Below are 20,253 nucleotides of genomic sequence, written 5' to 3'. Positions count from 1 at the left end.
CCGCAGCCGCCGCGCCCGCCGCAGCCACCGCAGCCGCCGCGCCCGCCTCAGCCACCGTGGGGCCCGCCGCCATGGGGACCGCCGCCACGTCCGCCGCAGCCGCCGCGCCCGCCTCAGAATCCGGGAAATAATTGGCTGAATGATATTGTAAAGATTCTGCTTTTGAATGAGATGCATCGCAGACGGTGCCGTACAGGGTTCTGTTTTTAAAGCTTTGCTTTTCTGAAAGAGTCACATCCTGGACTGACCTTGGATAACGGACCAGGGATTATGGCAGCAGGATATGGGATAAGGCCCGGGATTTCCTTTTATTACAGGATATCCCGGGCCTTATTCCGTTTCACGTCTGGGAAGCTGGTCGCAGATCTGCTGCGCCGTCGTTGTCACTGTCACGTCTCTGGCGGAAAGCATTATTCAAACATGCTCTAAGTATGAAACAGGTGCGGGAAGGTGAGCTGCCTTCCCTTCCATATATTCTCTTTTCCTTTCAGCAAAAAGAGCGTGTCCCCCTCTTCTTCTGCGGGAACGCAGGTGTCCCCGGATACTGGCGAAAAGTCCAGATCTGCAAATGCAGTGTCTTCTTTTGCCGCCGCGGAGAGAATGGCATCCAGTTCCTGATGGGGATCGCAGAAGATATCGTAACACGTCATTACCATATCCTTATACTCCGCTATTATAACCGCATCAAATTTTTTCAAATAAAATATACAGTTTTTCATAAAACTGATAGAATAAAACATTAGAAGATCAAAATTATTTACGACTGTCAGCTGTGAAAACGGATTGGATTTCAAATAGCAGGAACGAAGCAGTTCCCTGTCGGCACTGCATTCCATATCCAGCCTTCTCATGCCGCCGGGGTTGGGAATCACCGGCCGGCGGAACTGGTACGTGGATTCCCTGATAAAGCCAAATCTGGGATAGAAGTCCAGAACGGAGTCATTGGCAAAGAGAAGCATGGCATCGCACCGGTCCTTCCAGTCTTTTAAAATCTCACTGATCAGAAAACGCGCCAGCCCTCTGCCACGGTATTCCGGATCCGTCATGACAGTCCCCAGCTGCACATACCTCCGCATTTCCCCATTCCACAGGATATCCATGGGGTTGACGGATACATTTGATATCACTTTCGTCCCGTCGCGCAGCGTGTAAGGGACGTTTTTATCAGTCCAGAACCCCTGGCGGTACCATTCTTCAAACGTAAATCCGAATGTTTTCGCCGTCAGTTCATTGTAGGACGCCCGAACCGCGTCGTTTGTCCTCACAGACTTGTCCAGTACATAACGGTCAGTCATCATCCCATCCTTTCCGCGCAGTGCAGCACAATGGCACATGCGCCGGATTAACTCGTTGTTATCAACCGCGCTTCAGAAACCAGAGTCAGTTTTTTGCTGCGGCTTTCAGACTTATAGTATAGAATCCGGATCATGTGATGTCAAATATTTTATGTAGTTGGAATGTAAAATGGCCATCCGCTGCAGAATTCACTATTTTCCAAATCTTTTTCTTAATTCCTCCCTGATTTGTGGAACAATGTTCCTTTTTTTCATCTCTTCAATTATTTTTTCGAATTCACCTTTTGGAGCAGGCGGTATCACTGAGTCACAATACCTGTCCACACGTTCAAATTCCTGCAGCAGCTCCCTTTCTTCTTTTGGTGTGAGTTCCCCCGTGTTTTTTCTTATCATGCCGTATCAATCCTTTCTATATCACTAATATATTACATAAACGGACAAAATATGACTGGATTAAAATAGTAAATGAATAATGCTCCGTATATAGAGCAATTATAGAACCAGGATAAGATAGAATCAATTGAAAATGTTCGTTATAAGGAGCAAAATGAGATGGAGCAGAAGATTAAGCAGGATATTGTAATCGGTTATAATATCAGAAAATTACGGAAACGGGCGGGGCTTACGCAGGAACAGACTGTGGCGCGGATGCAGCTGATGGAGTGCAATATAACAAGGGGAAGCTATGCGAAAATCGAAGTCGGCCTGGCAAATATCCGGGCCACGGAAATGATGGCGTTAAAACGAATATTCGGAGCTGACTACAGTGAGTTCTTTGTACCGATTCCGGATCAAAGAAAATCCTGATATTTTCGGAGAATGCCGGCTTTATCTCCCTTCCCGGCTGCAGGTTAATAAACTTTTAAGTTGTAGTTTTGTTGGATATTGTATAGAATAAAAGGGAAACATAGGGAAAATAGAGGAAGTCTGACATGAAACGATTAGGAAAAAAGATAGGAATACTATTTATTATATTTATTGCGGCGATCGCAATCTACTTTGTGTGGAATCAGAAAAGAACGGAAAAACCTGACTCCATTGTTTACACTGCCATGGATGAGGCGGCTCTTCCGGTGGTCTCGGCTACCATGTTCGGGAGAGACGTTAATTTTCTGCACGGTTATACACAGGATATGAAGCAGGCGGTGGCGAGAGATTCGCTTACCGTCCTTCCGTCTGACCGCGCGTTAAATATCAGGATCGCGGACTTTGGCGGCAGCATACGCGGGATCAGTTATGAGGTGAGAAGCTTAAATCTGGAGCGCCTTGTGGAACGCACCAGCCTGACTGAATGGGATACGGCGGATGGGAAGACGACGGCTGTGCTTCCTATTCAGAATCTTCTGTCCAAGGACAGGGAATATTTGCTGATCCTCTCTCTGGACACGGCGGAACAGGGCGAGGTCCGCTATTACACCCGTATCCTGTGGACGGACAATGAGAATGTTAAGGATATGATAGATTTCGCCGTAAACTTCACCACGAAGACCTTTGACTACGATCAGGCGAGAGAGCTGACGACGTATCTGGAGACAAATGCGACGGAGGACAACAGCTCTCTGGGTCACGTGACCATACGATCCAGCTTTTCCCAGCTTACCTGGGCCGGCCTGGACGTAAAGCCTGTTGGGGATATCCGTGTGACGCTGAAAGATTTAGACGGAATTATGTGTACTGTCCGCCTGGATTACCAGATAACGAGGACTGCGGAAAATGGAATCAACGAGCTTTACGAGGTGGAAGATGATTTCACTATGAAGTGGGACAGCAAGCGCATTTATCTGATGGATTTTGAGCGAAATACCAACCAGATTTTTTCCGGACAGCGCGATCTGTTTTCCGGCAAGCGTATTATGCTGGGGATCATGAATGACAGTGAAGTCCGGACGGAAGCGAGCCCGGATGGACGCCATATCGCATATGTGGTCAATAGAGACTTGTGGTCCTATGACCAGTCCTCCGAGAAGGCAGTCAAGATATTCTCCTTCCGCAGCGGCGACGAAGATGAGATCCGTAACGGCTACGACCAGCACGATATCAGGATTCTCTCCATCGGCGATGACGGCGATGTGAATTTTATCGTTTACGGATATATGAACCGGGGGATTCATGAGGGGGCCATGGGAATCGCCATGTACCAGTACAGCAGCGACGAGAACGCCATCAAAGAGAAATTCTTTACGCCCGTGACCCAGTCCTTTGAGATGCTGAAAGGTGATATCGATAAGCTGGCTCATCTGGGAAGCAACGGTATGCTGTATATGATGGCGGACCACGCCGTCTACGGCATCGATTTAAACAGCAACGAATACATGGTTCTGGCAGATTCCCTGACGGATGGAAGCTTCGCGGTGAGCAGAAGCGAACGGCGTTTCGCATGGCAGGAGGGCAGTGATCCCTACGGCTCCAGGGTGATCCATCTGATGGACTTAGATACGGGAAGCAAGAAGGAGATTACCGGGGAAGACGGCAGTCTCTGCCGGCCTCTGGGCTTCGTGGGCGATGATTTCATCTATGGCCTGGCGAGGGAAGGCGATATGTGGATTGAAAACGGACGCGTAAAGGATGCCCCCATGTACCGCCTGGAGATCATGGACGATACGGGAGCGATCGTCAACCAGTACGAGTATCCCGATACGTATATTGCCGATGTGGAGGTAGAGGAGAACCGGATTCGTCTGACGAAGATCGCGGGGACCGGAGACCAGTCCTATACGAAATTAAAAGATGATATTATTGTCTGCAATGAGGAGCTGAAGGAAGATCCGTTAAAGGGGATCGGCTGGTATGCATCTGAAGACCGGAGAAAGCTGTATTTTGTGCAGCTCGATAAGGAGGCTGCATCTCACGATGTGAAGGTTTCTGTACCGAAAAAGATGGCGTATGAGTCCGCCGAGGTAGTGGAGTTAAAATCAAATGCGGGGCCATCGGAAAGCCTGTTTTACGCCTATGGCGCCGGCCATTATCTGGGAAGTAGCCGGAGCTTTACGGAGGCGCTGAATCTGGCATACGATAAGATGGGCGTGGTGACGGACAAAAACCAGGAGATCGTCTGGAACCGTGTAAACCGTTCGCCAGCCCGCAGCATCAAGGATCCGGAGAACAAGGGAGCCCTGCTGATCCGCCATATGGACGAATTCAGCGGAAGCATGCATTACGATGATGGAATCCTGATGCTGGATGCCCGCGGCTGTATTTTAAATCAGGTTCTGTACTTTATCAGCAGGGGCTGTCCGGTGGCCGTCTATACGGAAAACGGCGGTTACGAGCTGATCAGCGGATACGATCAGTATAATGTAACCATTTACAGCCCAACGACAAAGGAAGCCCGTAAAATGGGCTTAAACGACGCCTCTCAGTATTTTTCAAATGTCGGAAATGACTTCGTCTGCGGCGTTTTTACGGAATAAGAAAGTGCGTTCTCTTTACAAATCCGCAGGATATGTTATAATCATTAAAGACACAAAAGAAAAACTTAATAAATTTGTAATAGATTAGATCATAATCAGAGGTGTGGAATGGAACAATATATTATGAAAGGCGGCAATCCGCTGGCTGGAGAAGTAACCATCGGCGGAGCCAAGAATGCTGCCCTGGGTATTCTTGCTGCTTCCATCATGACGGACGAAGACGTTGTTATCGAGAATCTTCCTGACGTCAGGGATATCAATGTATTACTGGAAGCCATCGAGGAAATCGGAGCTGATGTTGAGCGTATTGACAGACATACCGTCCGTATTAATGGGAAGTACATCCACGAAGTTTCCGTGGATGACGAATATATCCGTAAAATCAGAGCCTCTTATTATTTTATTGGGGCTATGCTGGGCAAGTATAAGAGCGCTCAGGTGCCGCTTCCGGGCGGCTGCAACATTGGCAGCAGGCCGATCGACCAGCATTTAAAGGGCTTTCGCGCGTTAGGTGCGGAAGTGAAGATCGAGCGCGGTGCGGTGATTGCGCATGCCATTGATTTAGTTGCCAGCCATATCTATCTGGATGTGGTCTCTGTGGGTGCGACCATTAATATCATGATGGCGGCAACCCTTGCAGAAGGACAGACCATATTGGAGAATGTGGCTAAGGAACCCCATGTGGTTGACGTGGCGAACTTCTTAAACAGTATGGGCGCCAACATCAAGGGAGCCGGTACGGATACCATCCGTATTAAGGGTGTAAGAAAGCTTCACGGCACGGAGTATTCCATTATTCCGGACCAGATCGAGGCGGGCACCTTTATGTGCGCTGCGGCGATTACCCGCGGTGACGTTACCGTAAAGAATGTGATACCGAAGCATTTGGAGGCTATTTCAGCCAAGCTTCTTGAGATGGGCTGTGAAGTGGTGGAATTTGACGACGCGGTGCGCGTGGTAGGCAAGACCCTTCAGAGACATACCGATATCAAGACACTGCCGTATCCTGGATTTCCAACCGATATGCAGCCGCAGATGACGGTAACGCTTGCGCTTGCGGAAGGAGCCAGTGTTGTAACCGAGAGTATCTTTGAGAATCGTTTCCGCTACGTAGATGAACTGTCCCGTATGGGCGGCAACGTAAAAGTAGAAGGCAACGTAGCCGTTATCGACGGCGTCAAGAAGCTTACCGGTGCATCTGTAAACGCGCCTGATCTGCGTGCGGGAGCCGCGCTTGTGATCGCGGGACTCGCGGCGGATGGCTATACAATTGTGGAAGAGATCGGATATATACAGCGTGGTTACGAGTGCTTTGAAGAGAAGCTTCAGGGGCTCGGCGCGATGATTGAAAAAGTGGATTCCGAAAAAGACGCGAAGAAATTCAAATTGAAGGTCGGATGAGTGAGTTAAAACAGCAGTAAGGGAAAAGGGAGGAGCGCTGTGTTGAAAACAGGTCATTGGATTTTCAATACGGCCGCTCTTGTTATGAATCGATATAAAAATCGTGCAGAAACAGGATTGCAAAATTTGGATAATCGTGCTATACTGTGCAAGGTAAGGGGCATTGGCGCAGCTGGGAGCGCGTTCGCTTCGCATGTGAAAGGTCGTGGGTTCGAATCCCATATGCTCCACGGTAAAGGTCTGGTAGATACCAGGCCTTTTATTTTTGTGCTGAACTTTTTAACAGTAGGTTCGGATTTTGCTTTTTCTGCTTTACGTGAAATGGTCCAATTTTTCTTGCCTGTGCAGAAAGCTATACGTGGAAATGCCTTTCTGTGCATTGCAATAAAGAGAGTGTCACATCAGCCGATATCGTTGACGTGACACTCTTTTTGTCTACTCCACTCTGGCAAGCAGGGCCAGTGCGCCCTGATAGTCGGCCTGTTTCTCCAGCAGCTCCCGGAAGAGTCCGGCTGCTTTCTCCTTTTCACCCAGTCCCAGAGCTCCGAGCGCCCGCAGATAATTGCAGTACTGCGTGCTGCGCAGCTGAATATCATCCTGGAAAACCTCAATTTCAGGAAGGGAAACGGCAAAAAAGTCATAGGCTGCCTCATCAAATAAATGTTTTTCTCCATAAAAGATCAGCTGATGGAATGCTTTTCTGGCTGCTTCGGGCCGTCCCAGTTCCAGATTTGCCAGACCCTGATAGAAAATAAAGTCTGAAGGCTGATCGTTATAGTATAGTACGCTTCCCGGTTCTGAAGGACCCGAGGCGGCCAGGAGAAAATACTCAGTGGCTTTTTCTTCTTCTTTCATTTGACGGTAAGCGATTCCCATGTAATAGTGGGCTTCATTGTCAGGCACGTTGGGCAGCTTTCCCTCACCCAGGTTTTCCGGATAGGAGAGTGTCGCCGTCAAACAGGTCAGGGCATCGTGAGGGCGTCCTGCCTCCAGCTCACGCTGAGCCAGCCGGATCAGCGCATAGCGATACTGAGCGCTTGCCTTGCCTTCTCCGCCTTCCCATGGATGGAAACGGTGGGTGCAGAGCGCATCCAGGGCAGCCTCCCATTTTCCGGTGCAGTTCAGCAGGGTAATATAGCGCAGATACAAATCGTCCCGGTCATGGACCAGATCAGGGTGGGACTCCAGCCGTTCCAGCCTCTCTGGGTTAGACTGGTTCAGTCTGGCCGCCAGCTGGTCGTATTCCAACAGAAAACGCGGATAGTCAGGATCAATGGCGCAGGCCCTTTTCATCTCCTTTAAAGCCCTGGCCCCATCCTGCAGCTTGTTATAGCAGGCAATGGCCAGATTCCGGTGGGCTAAGGCTAAACCGTCTTTCTGTTCCACGGCTTTCTCCCAGTGTGCGATCGCGGATTCATACTGTTTCTTATCGTATAACAGGTTTCCAAGGTAGTAGTGAGCCATGGGCGCCTCAGGCAGTAACCCGACCGCTGTTTCCAGAATACGTATTTCCTCCACACGATTGGGGAAACAGTAGTCCGGCGAGGCCGCTTCCGCCTGGGTGAAGCAGGATATGGCTTTATCCGGATCGTTCAGTCTGGTATAGATATAGCCCTGATAGTACTGACACATGGGATTGCTGTCTTTGCAGGCATTGAGAACACAGAGCGCATCCTCATAGAAGCCGGCATTTACATAGTCCAGGGAGACCTCCAGGTAATTGTGGGATTCTCCGCGCATCTTTTCTTTCCAGTAGTCAAAGCGGCCGTCGTATACAGCCTGTTCATAAAGGCAGCTCATATAAAGCGGATCAATCCCAAGACTTTCCTTTAACAGGGTGGAGGGATCCAGCCCGAGCCTACGGAGGAGAGCCGCTTTTAAGGATCGGGCCTTCATATTATGCCAGTTTCTAAGCATGGACTTAGAGGCAAAATCCAGTGCATCCTCGTACGCGCCCCTCTCCGAGGCCAGACAGGCCAGCCAGTAAAAGGCGGAGCTTTGTGTTTCCGCGCTCCAGGTGGCCTTATAGAAGGCATCGTAAGCCTCTTCCTTCTGACCGTCGGCCATCAGGGCCAGACCCAGGTTAAACCAGCACTCTCCATAATACGGATTCGGATTCTTCCACGTCTGCTTTTTAATGGCAGCCCGGAAATAAGGGATGCTGTCTTTGATATGCCCTCTCTTATAGAGCAGAAGGCCGTAGCTGTTATTCAGACGGATATCCGTGGAATCCCTTTTCAGCCCCTCCAGATAATAATCCGCAGGTTCAAAGGTGGCGTGACGGTACTGCTCCAAATGAGTCCCGGCCAGATACAGCTCTTCCGTGGACTTCATATCCTCCGGGGATTTCATCGGTTCCGCTGGCTCTGGTATCGGCTCGGGCTGTTTCTCATAGACGGTGTATTCCACTAATACTTTATTCCCACAGGAAACCGTCACGGTGCAGCCGCTCAGCCTGTCCGGCGCGGGGAAGGAAGCTGCGTAGCTTGTTTCCGGGCTTAAGTCCACGGTGTTCTCATAAAGAAGGGCCCGGGGATTTTTCTGTGTAACCTGGATTTTTGCCTGTTCATATACACCAGTCGTGTAAACTTTTAGAACGGCAGTCCCATCCGTGCCTTCAGACAGGCTTACGGCTGCCTCTCTGGTGGCGTTTCCTACCCGTCCCACCCCTTTATAGGGCATGAAATACTGTACAAAAGTCTTTTCCTCGTGAGGCTTCAGCCATGTAAAATCAGGCTGATTGTCGGTGAATACGCCGGTCATCAGCTCAATATAGGGTCCGTCGGTTTCCGTTAAATTCCTGTCCCAGGTACGGCCGAAGTCGCCGTTTCCCCAGGTCCACTGTTTTTTGCCCGGAGAGACATGGTGATCCGCGACGTGGAGCAGTCCCGCTTCCAGATTCTCATCGTAATTTCCGATAAAATCATAATCGGAGTGAGCGGCCATATAGGATGTCGGAACCTTTACATTCTTATAGCGGGAGATGTCCACGCCTGCGGAATAGTCGCATTTGTAATACTCACCGGTGGCGATGGGAAATGTGGAAACAGCCCGTTTTCCATGGTCCATGACGGCATGAACATCCGGAGGAAAGACAGAAAACGTATCATCATTAACCGGAACCGCGGGATTTGCCCACCACAAAAAGGTCTGGGGAAGATCCGTATGATTATAAAGCTGGCCTTTGATTTCAATATAGGCCTTTCCCGGATAAAGAGAGATAGCGGCCATCCCTTTTGTGCCATACATCTTGTCCGTCTCACCGACATATATGGTGCAGGAACCGTCGTCATTGGAGGTAAATGTATAATCGACTGGAGAGTAGGTGGATGGCCTGTGATGCTGGGGCCAGTTAAATTCGATTCCGCCGGAGATCCATGGTCCGGTGAGCCCGACGAGGGCGGGTTTGATCACATGATTGTAATAGACAAAATCGTATCCGTTCGTCTTATCGTAGGCCCTTTGGATCCTGCCGCCCAGTTCAGGAAGCACACAGACCTTTAGATATTCGTTTTCCAGATATACGGCACGATAGGATACATCCTTTTTATCGTCCAATACTTTCTCAGTGACAGGAAGGGGATATACCTTGCCCGTGCTTCCCTGATAAGCTCTTTTTTCAATAAATAAAGGACTTTTTTCCGGAGGAGCCATCGAATAGGTAGGGATGATACAATCCTCCTCCCAGATTCTTACATGTTTTGCCATAATAAATCCCTCTTTCTACTTTAATTATAACGCTATTTTATCATGGCAAAAATAGAAATAGAAATGCCTTATCATGAATAAAGATGGACAATATTCCGCAAATATGATATTCTCCATTCATGGATAATTTTATGGGATGGAAAAGAGACGGGTTTAAGGGAGAGCGGATGTTTGTGCTTCCTACGGAATCCTTCCGGGATTATGTGGAGCATCCTCAGGTAAGAAGAATGTATCTGACCGATGTGGGATTTTTCCCCTGTGCGGCGCACCATTACCGGGAGAGAAGAGATGGAATTGAAGAATTTATCTTCATTTACTGCATGGAGGGCAGTGGTACCATTGAAGCAGCAGGCAGCAAATATGTGCTCCATGAAAATGAGGCGTTCTGTATTCCGCAGTTTACGGGACACCGTTACTATGCGTGTGAGGAAGATCCATGGAGTATATTGTGGGTGCATTTTAAGGGAGAGGACGTCCGGTATTTCCCCCTTATGGAGTATCGTGTGGTAAAACTGAACTCTCAGAATGCCACCAACCGTATGCTGTTTCTGTTTGAGCTGCTGTTCCGGGTTCTGGAGGCGAACTATACTCTGGGCAATTTCATCTATATTTCACAGGTTCTGTCCCTGATTCTGGCGGAGACCTACGACCGTGAAAAGCACAATTCGACCCAGGAGCAGAACCGGCACGTGACCAATGTGATCCGGTATATGTACAAGCATTTAAATGAAAATCTTACGCTTAAGATGATCGTGGATGAATTTGAGCTGTCCAGGAGTTACCTGAATTCTATTTTTCAGAAATATACCCGCCATGCGCCTCTGGACTTCTTTATACATCTGAAGATGAAAAAGGCGTGCGCCATGCTGCGCACCACCGACATGTACATCTATGAAGTGGCTCAGAATCTGGGGTACTCAGACCAGTATTATTTTTCCCGTGTATTTAAAAATGTGGTGGGGATGTCGCCGAAGGAATATAAAAACAGCGACTATTTTCATTATAAAGAATGACGGGCCTGGAGGGAGGAATGCTGCGTGAAAGTAAACGAAAACCGGATCGCGCCGGAATCGGAATATTTTGTTTATTCTCCCAGTGCGGTGGCACGAAATACATTTTTCTATCCAATATGCACCGGACACTTTATTTATGACCCCCATTATGAGCTGCGCAGGACCTCTTACGACAGCTATTTGCTGATGTACGTACAAAAAGGGCAGTTTATACTGGAATGTGAGGGGAAAAAGCAGACGGCCGGTATGGGCAGTTTTGTCCTCCTGGACTGTTACCGCCCTCATGCCTATTACTCAGACACGGGATGGGAGAGCATCTGGTGTCATTTTGACGGGCAAATGCTCATGTGCGATAAAGTAACACAAAAATTTTGATAGGTAGCTACCCACTATTCCGTGCAACTTATAAGAAAAACTTTTGTAAAGGAAACTTGACAAAACCGTCTTATCATACTATAATGAAAATGTAAAGGAACCTTGTCAAAGCGGAGGTGATATTATTTGGAAAACAGGGTTGAAGAATTAAGGAAAAGATTAGGCATGAATCAAGAAGATTTTGCAAAAGCACTTAAAGTTTCAAGGCAAACCGTCAGTTCAATAGAAACGGGGAAATATAATCCCTCTTTAGAATTAGCTTTTGTAATATCAGATTTTTTCGGTAAACAAATTGAAGAAATTTTTATTCATGAAAGGAGTTGCAAAGATGAAAAAAGGTAATTTATTAGAGGGTATTTTGTTTATTTCGGGAGGCATTGTTCTTTTGGGGGTAGCACTGCTAACTGATAGTGTGCTGGACAGTTTGCTTATCGGTTTTGCTGCCGGAGCCATTTGTTCTGGTACTGTTATGACTTATAAATATTTTTATTGGAATACACCTAAAAACAAAGAACGGTATCAAGAAAAAATAGAAAATGAAAAAATCGAACTTCACGATGAATTAAAATCAAAGTTAAGAGATAAATCCGGGCGCTATGCGTATGCTATCGGGCTTATGACAGTTAGTATTTCAATAATCATCTTCTCCATATTGGGAAAACTTGAAGTCATTGATAATTCACGCTTAATAGTGCTATATCTGGGCGGCTATTTAATTTTTCAAATTGTAATAGGTATCGTAATATTTAAACAGTTATTAAAAAAGTATGAATAGCAAAACCAGCCGAGCCAGTCAACGGTCAAGATGAACGGGCTTCGCCCGCCGTTGACAGCCCCGTTTGTTTTCGCAGTTGAGTAGACAAGGGGCAACAGCAAAAAATGCTGTCGCCCTTTATCATCATAAAAATGCAACTGTAGACCATGCACTGCCCCATGTGGGAGAAAGGAGGAAATTTCTATGACCTGCACAGAAGCATACAAGGAACACATCATGTATTCTTTCAACGGCTTTTGCATAGTCGTTATCCGCTATGCCGCTATCAACGCATGGCGCGACAGGAACAGGCGGCGGCAAAGAGAAATATCCTTTGAATACCTCACAGAAGAAAAATTCTATCCTCTAAACACATCAGATGAAGCTCTCAAATCACCCTACGAACAATACCCCGTTACAATCTGCGGTCAGACAATCACCCTCACCAATGGGGAGCTTGCCGCCGCGCTGCTATCCCTGCCGGAGAAAAAGAGGGAAGTCATTTACCTTTACTTTTTTGGGAATTATACACAGCGGGAAATCGGGGAAATATACGGGAATGGGAAAAGTACGGTATGGCACCATTTACACAGTGCCTTGCAGATGTTGCAGGAGGAAATGGAGGTGCTTTTGCATGGGGAACCCTAACCTTGTACCCTATGAAACGATTGTCCGGGCAACCAGCGGCGACCCGGAAGCCGTGGACGAGGTTTTACGGCATTACAGCAAGAGAATCCGGCTTGCCGCCCTTGAGAACGGGCATATCAACATAGACACAGAGGACAGCATAAAACAGCGGCTTATCACTGCCCTGTTCCAGTTCCGCTTTGACTGAAAAAGAGCCGGACAAGCCTACATAATTCTTTGGGAAACCACAACAGGATAACCGCCGTTACTGGCGAAGATACGAAACAGGAAATCGAGAAAAAGGTTTCCTGTTTTTTTGCGCCCTTTTCGGGTATTCCCCGCCATGCCCCGGAAGAAAATACCGCCGCATAAGCCGGGAATATCCCCGCCCCGTCTGCCGAGGGAATCGGAAAAAAGCAGTATAACGGAATCCGTCAGTTTCTAAGAGCAAGTATCGACCAGTGTACCAAATTCCGCTTTCGCTCCATTTGTTACCCCGGTCTTACTTGTTGGGGAGTGCCTTCCCCAAGCCCTGCTATTACGCCCTAACGGGCAGAAAAATGAAAGGAGTGATACTCTACCATGAAACAAAAAACTTACCGCACACCTAAAAGGCATTGCGTGATAAAAACCCGGCTGACAGAAGCCGAGCGAGCCGACTTTGAAGAACGCTGTTCCACCCTCTCCATGAGCCAGTCCGAGTATATCCGGCAAGCCATTTTTTACAGCCGCATTACCCCCGTTATCCGGGTAAGCCAGAACAGCGAGGAACTTCTTACTTCCGTTTCCTCTCTTGTGGCACAGTACGGGAAAATCGGCAGCAACCTAAACCAGATAGCACGGTATCTGAATGAGGGCAGCCCACCCTATCAGGGGCTTTCCAAAGAACTAAGGGAAGCCGCCGCCGACCTTGCCGCCCTGAAATTTGACGTTCTAAAAGTGATTGGGGAAGCCTATGGCAACGATAAAACATATCAGTTCTAAGAACGCCGACTATGGGGCAGCCGAACAATACCTTACATTTGAGCATGACGAGTTTACCATGAAGCCCGTCCTTGATGAAAACGGGCGGCTTATCCCCCGCACCGATTACTACATGGAAACCCTGAATTGCGGGAATGAGGATTTTGCACTCTCCTGCATACGGGCGAATATGAAATACGGCAAGAACAACCAGAGGGAGGATATAAAAAGCCACCACTACATTATCAGCTTTGACCCCCGTGATGTGCCGGACAACGGCTTGACCGTAGATAAAGCACAGCAGTTGGGGCTTGCCTACTGCAAGGAACATTTCCCCGGACATCAGGCGATTGTCTGCACCCACCCGGACGGGCATAACCATTCCGGCAACATTCATGTGCATATCGTGATTAACTCTTTACGGATTGCCGAGGTGGAACGCAAGCCCTACATGGACAGACCAAGCGATACCAGAGCCGGGGCAAAGCACCGCTGCACCGCCGCCGCTTTCCGTTACTTCCGAAGCGAAGTCATGGAGATGTGCCACCGGGCGGGCTTGCACCAGATAGATTTACTTTCCGGCAGCAAGGACAAAGTGACCGAGCGTGAGTATTGGGCGAAAAAACAGGGGCAAAGACAGCTTGACAAGGAGATTGCAGCCGCAGCCGCCACAGGCAAAACACCGCCCCGGCAGACCAAGTTTGAAACCGATAAAGACCGTTTACGCCAGTCAGTCCGGGCGGCACTTACAAAAGCAAAATCCTTTGAGGAATTTTCTTCCGTTCTCATGCAGGAATATGGAATTGAAGTCAAGGAGAGCCGGGGCAGATACAGCTATCTTACACCAGACCGAACCAAGCCCATCACAGCCCGGAAGTTGGGAACGGACTTTGACAAGACTGCCGCCCTTGCCGCTTTTGCTGAAAACGCCGCCAGAGCCACCCAAACAGAAAAAGGCAGACAGGAATACCCGGACAGTATTTCAGCCCGCTTACAGCGGCACAAAGCCGCTATAAGCACCCCGAAACGTGACGCTATTCAAGGCATGGTTGATTTTCAAAAGAAGATGTCCGAGGGCAAAGGCAAGGGGTATGAAAATTGGGCGAAAATCTACAATCTGAAACAGGCGGCAAAGACCGTGAATTTTTTAAGCGAGCATGGCTTTACTTCCCCGGAGGAACTGGAAGCCGCCTTGCAGGAAGCCGCTGCCGCCTTTGACACCGCAGGAAGCCGCCTGAAAGAACTGGAACGCCGGATTGCGGTCAACCGAGAACTGATACGCCAGATAACCGTTTACCGCCAGACCAAGCCCGCCCATGACGGGCTGAAAGCAGCAAAGAAGCCGGAGCAGTACTGGGAGCAGCACCGCCCCGACCTTGCCCGCCATGAAGCGGCAGTACGGTATTTCAGGGAGCATGGCATAAAGAAGCTGCCCGCCGTTCCCAAGCTGCAAGCAGAAAATGAAGCCCTGATTTCCGAGAAGAACGCCATTTATGGCACTTACCGGGAACAGAAAGCCAAAATCACAGAACTGCAAAAGGTAAAGTCCAATCTCTCCACCATTTTTCATCAGGAGCAGACAAAGGAGAAAAGACAGGAGTTTGACCGCTGAACCCATAAAAACAGAGCCATATCCAAAAGGAGGACACCTCATGAAATTTACAAACAGTGAGCTTGAAATGATTTACCAGTACGCCGCCCCCACCAAAGAGGAAACCCTTACCGGGCTGAAAGAGATTGTACCAGTAATCAAAGATACCCTGACACGGGTAATCGTGGAGAACACCATAGACAAACTGAAAAAGATACCAGAGCCGGAATGTTCCCGGTTCATTGCCGACACAAAGGCGTATTTTCTGGAAAAGCGGGATAACTCTATCAGGCGGCGGCTTGCCGAAGCAAAGGCACAGGTAAAAGAGCCGCCTATACAGGGGCATGACCTGACAGGGGTTGAGCGTTTCATGCAAGAAACCCGCCACATGATAATGCTTGACGTTCTGAACAATGACAGCCCCGTAGGGTATAAAGGGGAACGCTACCGCTTTTTCCTCTCTGACGAGGGCTACAAGAACGCCAAAAAGAGCGAACAGCGGGGGGAAATTAAAATCAAGAGCCATGCCGCCGTAGCCGCCGGAAAGCTGTACCCGGATAAAAAGCCGGAAATTGACCGCTGAAAAACTATCCGGATTGATACCGAAACGCTACAAATCAGCCATGCCACCCTTGCACTATCCGTAATACCAACCGCTGATTTTAAGCCGCTTACAGAGGGAAAAAACAGCCAAAATGACACCGAAACCATACGCAAAATGCCGCCTATCCATGTCATACCGTAGGAATGACATTTTACACCCATAGGAACGGCAGAAAGGAGCAGCCACACCATGCCAAGAATGAGCAAAAAACGGAAATTAGAATGGGCGTTCTTCCTGAATGACCGAAACCGTATTACCTACAATCCCCTCTGCCGCCAGTGCCGCCGCACCTGCAAGCAGAGTTTCCGGGCGGTAATCATTGACTGCCCGCCCTTTATATCCAAACGAGCCAGAAAGGAGCCGGAACATGGCAGATAACCGAAAATACTATTACCTGAAACTGAAAGAAAGCTACTTTGACGAGGACAGCATCATACTTCTGGAGAGTATGCAGGACGGCGTAATTTATTCCAATATCCTGCTGAAGCTGTACTTAAAATCCCTGAAGAATGGCGGGAAATTGCAGCTTGACGAGCATATCCCCTACACCGCCCAGATGATTGCCACCATTACCCGCCACCAAGTCGGCACAGTGGAACGGGCGTTACAGATTTTCCAGAAATTAGGGCTTGTCGAGCCGTTGGAGAACGGAACACTTTACATGAGCAACATTGAACTGCTGATAGGACAGTCCTCTACCGAGGGAGAACGGAAACGCCGGGCAAGGCTTGAAATACAGGCAAAAAAGGCACTTCCAGAGTGTGCGGGGAACAGCGGCGGACAAATGTCCGGGAGTATCGTGGACATTTGTCCACCAGAGATAGAGATAGAGAGAGAATTAGAGATAGAGAAAGAAATAGAGAGAGAGAAACAGCAAACTGCTGTCGATAACGGACAACCCGCCCCCGCCGCCTATGGCAAATACAAAAATGTTTTACTGACAAAGCAGGAGCATGACGAACTGAAAGCCGATTTCCCGACAGAATACAAGGACTACATAGAACGGCTGTCACAGTACATTGCGTCAAGCGGAAAGAGATACTTAAGCCACGCCGCCACGATCCGTTACTGGATTACCACTGACTGGGCAAAGACGGGGAAAAAGAAAGGCGGCGGTCTACCGGATTACAGCTATAAGGAGGGGGAAAGCTTATGAACAACGCTTTTGATGATATGATTTTGAACGTGACCGACACTACAACCGAGCCAGAGGACTATGCAGGCAAGGACGGGCTTTTGTATTGCGGGAAATGCCACAAGCCCAAGGAAGCCTATTTCCCGGAGGGCAAGACGCTTTTCGGGCGTGACCGCCACCCGGCAGAATGTGAGTGCCAGAGGGCGAGCCGGGAGGAACGGGAAAAAGCCATACGCCACAGGGAGCATTTACAGACCGTAGACCGCCTGAAAGAAAAAGGCTTTACTGACCGCAGCATGAGGGCATGGACTTTTGAAAATGACAACGGCAGAACCCCACAAATGAAGTACGCCCGGCATTACGTGGAGCATTGGGAGGAAATGAAAGCCGACAACACCGGGTATCTGCTATGGGGCGGCGTAGGCACAGGGAAAAGCTACTTTGCGGGCTGCATTGCCAACGCCCTTATGGAGAAAGAAATTTCCGTCTGCATGACAAACTTTTCAGCTATCTTAAACGACCTGAAAAGCGGCTTTGACGATAAGAACGCCTATATCGGGCAGCTATGCCGCTATCCTCTCCTGATTATCGACGATTTCGGCATGGAGCGTGACACTTCCTACGGACTGGAACAGCTTTACAACGTCATTGACAGCCGCTACCGCAGCAGAAAGCCCCTGATTGTCACCACAAACCTGACCTTGCAGGAATTACAGAACCCGGAGGACACCGCCCATTCCCGGATTTATGACCGTGTGCTTGAAATGTGTGTGCCTGTCCACTTTTCCGGCGAAAGCTACCGAAAGGAACAGGCACAGGCAAGGATAGAAAAATTCAGGGAAAGGCTGCAATAAGGAGGGCAACGCATGGAAGAAAACAAAATGACCGTTACCGTCAGAGAAACAAAAGCCGCCGATTGTGTGACGCAAATCCGCATGGGTAACACTGTCCTTGTAGTCAACGGATTTTTCAAGAAGAACGCCACGGAAACCGCCGAGGATAAAATGGCAAGGGTGCTTGCCGCCGAGGGGAGAATGATACAGAAATAAAGGCAGAGAAAAAGCGGTCATGCCGGATAAAGGGTGTGACCGCTGATAAGAGTATGTGATTGACAAGCATACTTCCTAGGGGTGGTGAGAATTGAACTCACAATCGCCGAGAAACTTGCTCCCGACCGCTTTACCTTTACGCCACACCCCTGACAAGATAAAAGTTATAATTGCCTTATGTGCAATTTTAGAGCATTTAAAAAACTCATTTCATAATCATAATACTTCCACAAAATATCATTGTTGTACTCATTGATTAAAGAATTCACTATTTTTAACAGAACATTTTTATCATTAGTACTTTCAAAATATTTATTTGCTATTTCGAGGCAAGAGTTTATATAATCCTGCAACCCAAATTCACCAAATTTTCCACCCGTTTCTATGAGCATTCCATCTACCAACAAGATTTTATTTTCGAATTCTTTTAAATAGTCCATATCTGTCTCCTTGCGTCTACCCCAACTTGTGGAAAGTGACAAATTCACCATTGAGGATATTGTATCACAGACCTATGGATATAACTACAGTAACCGCCAGCACTCCCGGATATTTCACAAAATCCGGCTATACAGGCAGTCAATTCTTTGCTATACTGAAAGTACGGAATAGTGGGATTGGCTGCCGGAAACGGAGGAATTTATGAACAGACAGTCAGCCCAGAACTTAATTACCGCCCTTTATCCGAGGTTATCCAGAGATGATGAACTACAAGGCGAAAGCAACAGCATTGTAAACCAAAAAAAGATTTTAGAGGACTATGCCAGAAAGAACGGCTATTCCAATCTTCGGTTTTACACAGATGACGGTTACTCAGGTGTCAGCTTTGACAGACCGGGTTTTCAGGAAATGCTTGCAGACATTGAAGCCGGGAAAGTCGGCACTGTCATTGTCAAGGATATGAGCCGGTTAGGACGGAACTACCTGCAAGTGGGATTTTATACGGAAATGCTCTTTCCTCAAAAGGGTGTGCGTTTTATCGCTATCAACGATAACGTGGACAGCCATAACGAGGGCATGGACAATGATTTTACACCGCTGCGGAATTTATTCAATGAATGGTTGGTGAGGGATACGAGCAAGAAAATACGAGCTGTGAAAAAGGCAAAGGGCATGAGTGGGAAGCCCGTCACAAGCCGCCCGGTATACGGCTATCTTATGGGCGAGGACGAGCGTTTCATCATTGATGAAGAAGCCGCCCCCATAGTAAGGCAGATATACAGCCTTTGCCTTGCCGGGAATGGTCCAACAAAGATTGCCCGTATGCTGACCGAGCAGCAGATACCCACACCGGGAACGCTTGATTATATGCGTACCGGGAACACAAACCGCTACTATCCTGATTATCCTTACAAATGGGCTACAAACACAGTGGTACATATCCTTGAACGCCGGGAATACACAGGCTGCCTTGTGAATTTCAAGACCACCATGCAATCCTACAAGGTACATAAGATTGTCTACAACAACGAGGAAGATTGGGCGGTATTTGAGAACGCCCACGAGCCTATCATTGACCGGGAAACATGGGAACGGGTGCAGGAACTACGCAAGCAGCGGAAACGCCCCAACCGCTATGATGAAGTTGGCTTATTTTCCGGTTTACTCTTTTGTGCGGATTGCGGCAGCGTCCTTTATCAGCAGAGATACCAGACCGAGAAACGGAAACAGGATTGCTATATTTGCGGCAGCTACAAGAAACGGACAAAGGACTGTACCTCCCATTTTATCCGCACTGACCTATTAACGGCGGGCGTTATCCAGAACTTACAGAAAGTCACAAGCTATGCCGCCAACCATGAAGCCCGGTTTGTGAAGCTGATAACCTCACAGAATGAAGCCGGGAGCAAGCGGAAAGCCGCTGCCATGAAAAAGAACATGGAGGAAATGCAGAGCCGGATTGCTGACCTGAACAAAATCATTAAGCGGCTTTATGAGGATAACGTGTTAGGAAAAATCACAGACGCACGTTTTATGGAACTGTCACAGGACTATGAAGCCGAGCAAGCGGAACTGAAAGAACGGCTTGCCGCCATGCAGACGGAGCAGGAACAGGCAAAGGCAGCGAGTGAGGGCGCGGAAAAGTTTATGACCGTTGTACGGCGGCATATGAATTTTGAAGAACTGACACATACCCTTTTGCGTGAGTTTGTGGAGAAAATCGTAGTCCATGAAGCCGAGGACACAGGCAGCGGCAGGAAACAGCAGATTGATATTTATTACAGCTTTATCGGCAAGGTTGACTTGCCGGAAGAATAGCCCGCCTTATCCGGTGTAATAGCTAAACGCCGGATAGGAACGGCAAAATTTTTTACACTTCTTTTACTT

At 48.4% G+C, this 20,253-nt stretch carries 22 protein-coding genes and 2 tRNA genes; 18 read left to right on the top strand and 6 right to left on the bottom strand.

The window, feature by feature from the left end; translation table 11 throughout:
* The 3 genes from H8S75_RS08115 to H8S75_RS08105 form a co-directional block, all read right to left on the bottom strand.
* Nucleotides 1–235: hypothetical protein (locus H8S75_RS08115; RefSeq protein WP_187020587.1), on the bottom strand; the 235-nt coding region annotated here is incomplete at its 3' end.
* 190 nt (nt 236–425) lie between these two features.
* A complete protein-coding gene (locus tag H8S75_RS08110; protein WP_187020586.1) occupies nt 426–1,298 on the bottom strand; it encodes a GNAT family N-acetyltransferase in 873 nt (290 codons plus the stop codon).
* Between the two features lie 189 nt (nt 1,299–1,487).
* Nucleotides 1,488–1,688 carry an N-acetyl-gamma-glutamyl-phosphate reductase gene (locus tag H8S75_RS08105; RefSeq protein WP_187020584.1) on the bottom strand — a complete coding sequence of 67 codons (201 nt, stop codon included), beginning with the start codon at nt 1,686–1,688 and terminating at the stop codon, nt 1,488–1,490.
* Between the two features lie 159 nt (nt 1,689–1,847).
* Between H8S75_RS08105 and H8S75_RS08100 the strand changes: the two genes are divergently transcribed.
* From H8S75_RS08100 to H8S75_RS08085, 4 genes are all read left to right on the top strand, one after another.
* A complete protein-coding gene (locus H8S75_RS08100) occupies nt 1,848–2,102 on the top strand; it encodes a helix-turn-helix domain-containing protein (RefSeq protein WP_055653166.1) in 255 nt (84 codons plus the stop codon).
* 125 nt (nt 2,103–2,227) lie between these two features.
* Nucleotides 2,228–4,705 (top strand): hypothetical protein, encoded by a 2,478-nt coding sequence (locus H8S75_RS08095; protein WP_187020583.1) that lies wholly within the window; start codon nt 2,228–2,230, stop codon nt 4,703–4,705.
* A 108-nt stretch (nt 4,706–4,813) separates the two neighbouring features.
* Nucleotides 4,814–6,106: a UDP-N-acetylglucosamine 1-carboxyvinyltransferase gene (gene murA / locus H8S75_RS08090; protein WP_110321643.1), complete on the top strand. Its 1,293-nt coding sequence runs from the start codon at nt 4,814–4,816 to the stop codon at nt 6,104–6,106.
* Nucleotides 6,107–6,263: 157 nt separating this feature from the next.
* Nucleotides 6,264–6,336 (top strand) — tRNA-Ala (locus tag H8S75_RS08085).
* Nucleotides 6,337–6,541: 205 nt separating this feature from the next.
* Here H8S75_RS08085 and H8S75_RS08080 read toward each other — a convergent pair.
* Nucleotides 6,542–9,814 (bottom strand): DUF5107 domain-containing protein, encoded by a 3,273-nt coding sequence (locus tag H8S75_RS08080; RefSeq protein WP_187020581.1) that lies wholly within the window; start codon nt 9,812–9,814, stop codon nt 6,542–6,544.
* A 131-nt stretch (nt 9,815–9,945) separates the two neighbouring features.
* On the opposite strand from H8S75_RS08080, the gene H8S75_RS08075 reads away from it, so the two are divergent.
* The 13 genes from H8S75_RS08075 (at nt 9,946) to H8S75_RS08015 (ending at nt 17,925) form a co-directional block, all read left to right on the top strand.
* The gene (locus H8S75_RS08075) at nt 9,946–10,827 is read left to right on the top strand and encodes an AraC family transcriptional regulator (protein ID WP_243270199.1); all 882 of its coding nucleotides are present in this window, start codon (nt 9,946–9,948) and stop codon (nt 10,825–10,827) included.
* 24 nt (nt 10,828–10,851) lie between these two features.
* A complete protein-coding gene (locus H8S75_RS32640) occupies nt 10,852–11,202 on the top strand; it encodes an AraC family ligand binding domain-containing protein (protein ID WP_349768882.1) in 351 nt (116 codons plus the stop codon).
* A 126-nt stretch (nt 11,203–11,328) separates the two neighbouring features.
* Complete coding sequence (locus H8S75_RS08065; RefSeq protein WP_120409313.1) at nt 11,329–11,544, top strand: helix-turn-helix transcriptional regulator; 216 nt, start codon at nt 11,329–11,331, stop codon at nt 11,542–11,544.
* Nucleotides 11,531–11,977, top strand: a complete 447-nt coding sequence (locus tag H8S75_RS08060) for a hypothetical protein (protein ID WP_187020579.1) — start codon at nt 11,531–11,533, stop codon at nt 11,975–11,977. The genes H8S75_RS08065 and H8S75_RS08060 overlap by 14 nt, the downstream gene beginning before the upstream one ends.
* A gap of 183 nt (nt 11,978–12,160) precedes the next feature.
* Nucleotides 12,161–12,604 carry an RNA polymerase sigma factor gene (locus tag H8S75_RS08055; RefSeq protein WP_187020578.1) on the top strand — a complete coding sequence of 148 codons (444 nt, stop codon included), beginning with the start codon at nt 12,161–12,163 and terminating at the stop codon, nt 12,602–12,604.
* On the top strand, nt 12,591–12,791 hold the full coding sequence (locus H8S75_RS08050; RefSeq protein WP_187020576.1) for a helix-turn-helix domain-containing protein: 201 nt from the start codon (nt 12,591–12,593) through the stop codon (nt 12,789–12,791). The genes H8S75_RS08055 and H8S75_RS08050 overlap by 14 nt, the downstream gene beginning before the upstream one ends.
* A gap of 374 nt (nt 12,792–13,165) precedes the next feature.
* Nucleotides 13,166–13,567 carry a plasmid mobilization protein gene (locus H8S75_RS08045; RefSeq protein ID WP_187020575.1) on the top strand — a complete coding sequence of 134 codons (402 nt, stop codon included), beginning with the start codon at nt 13,166–13,168 and terminating at the stop codon, nt 13,565–13,567.
* Nucleotides 13,539–15,158, top strand: a complete 1,620-nt coding sequence (locus H8S75_RS08040) for a relaxase/mobilization nuclease domain-containing protein (protein ID WP_187020573.1) — start codon at nt 13,539–13,541, stop codon at nt 15,156–15,158. The genes H8S75_RS08045 and H8S75_RS08040 overlap by 29 nt, the downstream gene beginning before the upstream one ends.
* 40 nt (nt 15,159–15,198) lie before the next feature.
* On the top strand, nt 15,199–15,720 hold the full coding sequence (locus H8S75_RS08035; RefSeq protein WP_187020572.1) for a DUF5720 family protein: 522 nt from the start codon (nt 15,199–15,201) through the stop codon (nt 15,718–15,720).
* Nucleotides 15,721–15,930: 210 nt separating this feature from the next.
* A complete protein-coding gene (locus H8S75_RS08030; protein ID WP_187020570.1) occupies nt 15,931–16,119 on the top strand; it encodes a hypothetical protein in 189 nt (62 codons plus the stop codon).
* Nucleotides 16,109–16,897, top strand: a complete 789-nt coding sequence (locus H8S75_RS08025; protein WP_187020568.1) for a phage replisome organizer N-terminal domain-containing protein — start codon at nt 16,109–16,111, stop codon at nt 16,895–16,897. The genes H8S75_RS08030 and H8S75_RS08025 overlap by 11 nt, the downstream gene beginning before the upstream one ends.
* Nucleotides 16,894–17,730, top strand: coding sequence for an ATP-binding protein (locus tag H8S75_RS08020; protein ID WP_187020566.1), 837 nt, complete (start codon nt 16,894–16,896; stop codon nt 17,728–17,730). The genes H8S75_RS08025 and H8S75_RS08020 overlap by 4 nt, the downstream gene beginning before the upstream one ends.
* A 12-nt stretch (nt 17,731–17,742) precedes the next feature.
* Nucleotides 17,743–17,925: a transposon-encoded TnpW family protein gene (locus H8S75_RS08015; protein WP_187020564.1), complete on the top strand. Its 183-nt coding sequence runs from the start codon at nt 17,743–17,745 to the stop codon at nt 17,923–17,925.
* 76 nt (nt 17,926–18,001) lie between these two features.
* Here H8S75_RS08015 and H8S75_RS08010 read toward each other — a convergent pair.
* Nucleotides 18,002–18,076, bottom strand: a tRNA-Cys gene (locus H8S75_RS08010).
* A gap of 13 nt (nt 18,077–18,089) precedes the next feature.
* The gene (locus tag H8S75_RS08005; RefSeq protein WP_187020563.1) at nt 18,090–18,365 is read right to left on the bottom strand and encodes a hypothetical protein; all 276 of its coding nucleotides are present in this window, start codon (nt 18,363–18,365) and stop codon (nt 18,090–18,092) included.
* 202 nt (nt 18,366–18,567) lie between these two features.
* Here H8S75_RS08005 and H8S75_RS08000 point away from each other — a divergent pair, with 202 nt between their 5' ends.
* Nucleotides 18,568–20,184, top strand: a complete 1,617-nt coding sequence (locus H8S75_RS08000; RefSeq protein ID WP_187020561.1) for a recombinase family protein — start codon at nt 18,568–18,570, stop codon at nt 20,182–20,184.
* The last annotated feature ends 69 nt before the right edge of the window (nt 20,185–20,253 follow it).

Source organism: Hungatella hominis (assembly GCF_014288005.1).
Taxonomy (GTDB): domain Bacteria; phylum Bacillota; class Clostridia; order Lachnospirales; family Lachnospiraceae; genus Hungatella; species Hungatella effluvii.
The sequence above is the reverse complement of the archived record's forward strand: the minus strand, read 5'-3'. Positions and strand labels throughout refer to the sequence as shown.